Below are 6,237 nucleotides of genomic sequence, written 5' to 3' on the forward strand. Positions count from 1 at the left end.
TCGACTTAGAATGACTATTAAATAATTAACGTCTTTATGTTAATTATACCGATAGAGGATTAATGTGTTTTTATTAATCTCTCGAAAGGTTCAATTTTATGCCTAGTATATCGGCACAACTTTCCTTGCTGACTTTGCATCTCGAAGTATCATGGGTATAGTACTTCGTGGTTATATTTTAAGTGGAATACACTCTGCTACAGTTGCGACACTCTTGTCAAACTATGCAAATAACCAAAACCATTTTCGTCTAGCTCAACATGACCTACAGATGAGGTAGCAAACGCAGGTACGCCTGCAGCCGGGGCTAATTCACCAACAATGTAACCTACTAACGGTAGATGAGAAATAATCAGTAATTTTTCAACACCTGTCGCTTGTAACGCTAATATCTCATTGACCGATTTTCGAGCGCTGCCACTAGGGGTTAATGCATTAATGGTTTGCACATTAGATATTTCTTTAAAAAATGGACGAACCGATTCCCACGTTTGCTGCGCACGTAAATAAGGACTTACAATAACCGCATCAAATGAGATATTTTGCTCAACTAAACTTTTGGCCATTTTTTCTGATTCACTACGGCCTATATTTGTTAATGCACGCTCAGAATCAGAGTTTGCCATCATTTCAGCTTGTCCGTGACGCATGATGTATATCTGCATAATTTTCCTTAACATATTGACGGAAGTGGGAGCGATAGTTCAATATCATGAGCGGGTAAGCTCTGCGCACCCTTTTTTTATTCCTGCCATAAAAAAGCTTTCTAAAATTAACGAGAAAGCTTATCAATATTTTCATTGGTCAATACCTTCGCCAATTTCGATTTAAGCTTAAAATGGAATTTAACACCAATATAAATCAAACGCTTACAGGGAAAAGTTAGCCAAAATGAGTTACTTTCCATTTTGGCTAAGGTATTGTTGGTACAGTAGTGTTTTTACACTAATCTTCGACAGGGGTATTACCGGTCATTTTTAAAATAGCGACTGCCACGACAAAAACACCAAAAAAACCACCAAAGAAGATCACTGGCATAGCAGCATAACCTAATGCGTGCCAAATAATTGATTCTAATGCACTCATGTTAATATTCCTTTAAACGTTAAATAAATTAATGATTTGTTAATAATACGTAAAGAATAGAAAAAAAACATGTTTGAAATCATAAAATTTAAGTTCATTGATAAAAAATCGGGAACTTTCTTCAAATTAGATTGCCTGTTACTATTCAGTACTCCTCAAACTATCAATATTGAAGAAGAAAACATTCTCATGGCAAAACAACAACTTGATGCATTACGTAGTTACCTTAATAAGATGATTTTAGGCCAAAGTGAGTTGGTTGATGGGCTGTTAATTGCTCTTTTAGCCGATGGTCATATTTTAGTCGAAAGTCCTCCCGGTCTGGCAAAAACACGTGCTATTAACGCACTTTCTGATGGTATTGAAGGAGATTTTCACCGTATTCAATTTACCCCCGACCTGTTACCCTCTGATTTAACAGGGACTGATATTTTTCGCCAAGAAACGGGCGAGTTTATTTTTGAGAAAGGCCCGTTATTCCATAACCTTATTTTAGCAGATGAGATAAACCGCGCCCCTGCAAAAGTGCAATCGGCTTTATTAGAAGCGATGGCCGAACATCAAATTACTGTCGGTAAAACCACCTATCAACTGCCCGAGCTATTTTTAGTGATGGCAACACAAAACCCCCTCGAACAAGAGGGAACATATCCTCTGCCTGAAGCGCAGTTAGACCGCTTTATTATGCACTTAGAATTAGATTACCCAGATGCAGCCACTGAAAAACAGATCCTCGCGCTTAATCACAAAGAGATTTTAAAAGAGACCGTTGCAACAGTAACACCACTGTTAAACGAACAAATTTTTGCGATTCGTAAAGAGATCATGAATATCAATATTGCAGATCATCTGGAGCAATACCTAATTGACTTGATTATCGCAACACGTCAACCAGCACGTTATGGCTCACAACTCAAAGAGTGGATCAGTTACGGTGCAAGCCCTCGCGCAACACTCGCACTAATGCGCACATCAAAAGCACGTGCTTGGCTTGATAACCGTGATTATGTAATGCCTGATGATATCATTCAAAACCTTTATCCGGTTTTACGTCATCGTCTTATTTTAAGTTATGAAGCCGAAGCACAAGGCATTAATGCCAATCGCGTGATCAAAGAGATCATCAATCAAGTCGCGTTACCTGCATAATGGTGGCTGCAAAAAATAAAGAAGCAACAATTGCCCTGTTTGACAATACGCCTTATCAAACAGGAGTAGATGTACAACTTCCTGAATTGCTTAGTTATAAACAACAAGAAAAGTTGAAACTACAGCCCTCGGCGACAGCTACTTATCAGCAATTAGCCGGTAACTATTTAGCCAAAATTAAAGGCCGTGGCATGGAGTTTGCGGAGGTGCGCCACTATCAAGCGGGTGATGATGTACGTACTATCGACTGGTCAGTCACTGCACGTACAGGTAAAGCACATACCAAACTATTTCATGAAGAGAAAGAGCGCCCTGTTTTTATTCTCTTAGATCTTTCTGACAGTATGATTTTTGGCAGCCAATTTGTGTTTAAATCGGTGCAAGCCTGTCACCTCGCAGCCCTACTTAGTTGGCAAACAAAATATCGTGGTGACCGCTTAGGGGGCATTGTTTTTAATCAACAACAGGTTGCCGAGCTAAAACCACGCGGGCGCAGTAAAGGGTTAATGGCTTTTTTACACCAATCTCAGCAACTTTGTGTCCAGCAACCCTTTAAAAATAACGCAACATCACAATCACTATTATTACAATTAAAACGCCTGTCTCGTTTAGTGCAAACGGGTAGCCAGATCCACCTGATCAGCGATTTTTCACAACTTGATGAAAGTTGTCAAAAGCTCTTAACCTTGATTAACCGTCATAATCAAATAAATGCATGGCAGATAAGCGATCCACTTGAGCAACTTTTACCTAAAAACGCACTCAAAACACAATTACAAATCAACAGTTTACAGGGCAGTGGTTTCTTCCAAAAGAGTGCTTCAAAAGAGTATCAAGATGCAGCGACTTTACGTCAGGGCAATATTGAAAGCACTTTTGTTAAGCTAGGTATTCCTCTTTATAAAGTGTCTGCCTCACAGCCATTAATGGAGCAATTTCATGTCCCCGCTCGCTAATCAAGATCCACTGGCACAGCTTAACGATATTATTGGCCCCAATGCGCCAAGCTGGTTTCCACCCGCGCCTATTTATTGGGGGTTATTACTCTTTTTTATGGCGCTCATTTTTATTACTTATGCTTTTTTAAAACAACATCAAAAGCACCAGAAAAAACAAAAAACATTGCTTAATAAACTCCACCAGCTTGAACAACAACAAGCTAACTTTATTCGTTTAAATCAACTTTTAAAAGCAGCCGCGTTAAGTTACTTTCCCCGTGAAGAGGTGGCCTCTTTGCACGGTGAGCAATGGTTTGATTTTTTACAAAAATACAGCACTTCCCCGCTTTTGGGTAATAAACAACATTTTGTGCAACGGTTATATCAAGTTGATATTGAAGCGCTTGATAAAGATGATTATCGTGCGGCCAAAAAATGGATAACCACTCTGCCTAAACAGATCAAAAAACAGAGTCAAAAAGGTAAAAAAGATGTTTGAATTCACCACTCTTTGGATTTTTTTACTGCTACCTTTACCCCTGTTAGCACGTTATTTTTTAAAGACTCAAAAACGCAGTTATACAGCAATTTGGATCCCACTTGCACAGGGTATTACCAAGCAACAATCAGAGATTCAAAGCAGTCATATTGGTACTGTTATTCCTTGGTTGGTGTGGTTATTACTACTTTGTGCATTAGCAAAACCTATCTGGTTTGCTGAGCCAATTCGTCTGCAGCAGGAGAGTCGCGACATGATTATATCGCTGGATCTCTCTGGCAGTATGCAGGAAGTAGATATGCCCTTAAACGGTAAAACAGTGGATCGTTTAACCTTAGTAAAAAACCTCTTAAATGAATTTATTGAACTACGCCATGGAGACCGATTAGGACTTATTCTGTTTGCTGATCACGCCTATTTACAAACCCCACTCACTTTTGATCTTAATACTATTAAGCAAATGGTCAGTGAAACTGAAATAGGGTTAGTTGGAAAATATACGGCAATTGGTGAGTCTATTGCAATGGCAATTAAACGTTTTGTAGAGAATAAAAATGAGCAACGAGTGTTAATCTTAATCAGTGATGGAGCCAATAGTCCGAATACGCTGGATCCTATAAAAGCGGCCAAACAAGCAGCTAAAAATAATATTACTATCTATACCATCGGCATTGGTGCTGATGAGATGATACGTAAAAGCTTCTGGGGCAAGCAACGTGTTAACCCCTCTGCAGATCTTGATGAAAAAACCTTAACTGAGATAGCCACACTCACGGGAGGACAGTATTTTCGCGCACGAGACCAACAGGCGTTACAACAAATCTATCAAACACTAAACCAGTTAGAGCCCATAGATAGCAATTTTTTAGAGTTTCGTCCTGAAAAAAACCTTTTTTACTGGCCACTTTCACTGGCCGTTTTGATCTTATTTTTTGCGCTTCTCTATTTTAAATTAAGGGGCCGTTATGTTGCCTGAAATAACCACCCTTCCTCTGGATTTTTTACGTCCTGCTTGGCTATTAGGGCTAATTGTCGTCTTTTTATTTTCAATACTAAGTTATAAAAACAGTAAAAAAACAGATAAACAAGCACTCATCGCCCCCCATCTTAGTGCCCATATTGTCAGCAAAACAGTTCACTCAACGAAGCACCAATTTGTCTTTAATATCATGGTGGCTATCACTTGTATCGCCTTAGCAGGGCCTACTTGGCGAAGTGTTAACCTACCCGTTTATGAGATTGAAAAAGCACAGGTCATTGTATTTGATCTCAGCTATTCAATGCTTGCTACCGATCTAAAACCAAGCCGTTTAGCACAAGCAAAATTTAAAGCGATTGATCTCATTAAACAGTGGAGTGAAGGAGAAAAAGCCCTTATCGCTTATGCTGGAGATGCTTTCACTATCAGTCCACTCACTCGTGATGGCAACTCAATTATCAGCCATATTCCCCACCTTTCGCCAGAAATAATGCCAGTGACAGGCTCACGGGCAGACTTGGCATTAAACAAAGCGATTGAGTTATTAGAAAATGCGGGTTATTCACAGGGACAGATAGTATTTATTAGTGATGGTATTACTGAGTCACAAGCAGAAATCATGACTGAACAGTTAAAAAAGACTGATTGGATTGTCTCTGTATTAGCGGTTGCCACAGAGCAAGGTGCGCCTATTCGTCTACCCGATGGCACACTGCTTAAAAGTGCAAGTGGTGAGATTGTTGTTCCTAAATTAATTGCGCAACCACTTTATGATATAACCCGTGCCACTAACGGCTTGTATCTAACCAGTCGAAATAACAGCAGTGATATCGAGCAACTTGGCCATTTTTTCAAAAACAAAGAAGCACGAAAGAATAAATCAGAGCAAAAAAATGCAGATTTATTTTCCATTGATGATGGTTACTGGTTAAGTTTTTTACTACTCCCCCTGTTTTTATTGTTGTTTAGAAAAGGCGTTTTCTTTGCATTACTGCTCGCGGTTTATCTGCCATTAACGAGTCCACCTCTTGAAGCAGCAGAAACATCTGTTTGGAAAAACAGTGAACAAAATGCCTTCCAAGCCTATCAAGATGAAAACTACCAAACAGCCAGTGAGCTTTATGGTTCCGCTTTAGATCAAGGCAGTGCGCTGTATAAAAATAAACAGTATGAGCAAGCGCTTGAACAATTTAACAAGGCAACAATAGAACAACCGAATAATGCCAATACGTTTTATAATCAAGGCAATAGCTACGCACAACTCAAACAATTTGATAAAGCAATTGAGGCGTATGATAAAGCACTGGGAATTGATGCTGGCATGCAACAAGCAACTGAAAACAGACGTTTAGTTAAGCAAATAAAAGATCAGCAGGAACAAGAGAAGCAACAAGATAAAAACCAGCAGGGTAAAAATAAAGAGCAACAAGACTCACAGCAAGATGATCAACAAAAACAAGATGCTGAGCAGGATAACCAGGACACAAAGCCGTCTGAACAGAAAAAACAGAACGAACAAGACGCAAAACAGTCTGAACAGAAAAAACAGAACGAACAAGACGCAAAACAGTCTGAACAGAAAAAAC

At 39.2% G+C, this 6,237-nt stretch carries 7 protein-coding genes; 5 read left to right on the forward strand and 2 right to left on the reverse strand.

Going from position 1 to position 6,237, the window contains the following annotated elements; all coding sequences use genetic code 11:
• Window positions 1–197: 197 nt before the first annotated feature.
• Together sixA and G322_RS23015 are read right to left on the reverse strand one after the other, a co-directional pair.
• On the reverse strand, window positions 198–665 hold the full coding sequence (sixA, locus tag G322_RS0116810; RefSeq protein ID WP_022942871.1) for a phosphohistidine phosphatase SixA: 468 nt from the start codon (window positions 663–665) through the stop codon (window positions 198–200).
• Between the two features lie 280 nt (window positions 666–945).
• Window positions 946–1,086 carry a TIGR02808 family protein gene (locus G322_RS23015; RefSeq protein ID WP_022942872.1) on the reverse strand — a complete coding sequence of 47 codons (141 nt, stop codon included), beginning with the start codon at window positions 1,084–1,086 and terminating at the stop codon, window positions 946–948.
• Window positions 1,087–1,275: 189 nt separating this feature from the next.
• Between G322_RS23015 and G322_RS0116820 the strand changes: the two genes are divergently transcribed.
• The 5 genes from G322_RS0116820 to G322_RS0116840 all read left to right on the forward strand — a co-directional run.
• Window positions 1,276–2,235, forward strand: coding sequence for an AAA family ATPase (locus tag G322_RS0116820; RefSeq protein ID WP_028866701.1), 960 nt, complete (start codon window positions 1,276–1,278; stop codon window positions 2,233–2,235).
• Window positions 2,235–3,191: a DUF58 domain-containing protein gene (locus tag G322_RS0116825; protein WP_022942874.1), complete on the forward strand. Its 957-nt coding sequence runs from the start codon at window positions 2,235–2,237 to the stop codon at window positions 3,189–3,191. Before G322_RS0116820 ends, G322_RS0116825 begins: the two co-directional genes overlap by 1 nt.
• Window positions 3,175–3,672 (forward strand): DUF4381 domain-containing protein, encoded by a 498-nt coding sequence (locus G322_RS0116830; RefSeq protein ID WP_022942875.1) that lies wholly within the window; start codon window positions 3,175–3,177, stop codon window positions 3,670–3,672. The genes G322_RS0116825 and G322_RS0116830 overlap by 17 nt, the downstream gene beginning before the upstream one ends.
• The gene (locus G322_RS0116835) at window positions 3,665–4,648 is read left to right on the forward strand and encodes a VWA domain-containing protein (protein ID WP_022942876.1); all 984 of its coding nucleotides are present in this window, start codon (window positions 3,665–3,667) and stop codon (window positions 4,646–4,648) included. Before G322_RS0116830 ends, G322_RS0116835 begins: the two co-directional genes overlap by 8 nt.
• Window positions 4,638–6,237 (forward strand): vWA domain-containing protein (locus tag G322_RS0116840; protein ID WP_022942877.1); only part of this gene is annotated, 1,600 nt, incomplete at its 3' end. The genes G322_RS0116835 and G322_RS0116840, both read left to right, overlap by 11 nt.

Origin of the sequence: Psychromonas hadalis ATCC BAA-638 (genome assembly GCF_000420245.1) — a bacterium.
Taxonomy (GTDB): Bacteria; Pseudomonadota; Gammaproteobacteria; order Enterobacterales; family Psychromonadaceae; genus Psychromonas; species Psychromonas hadalis.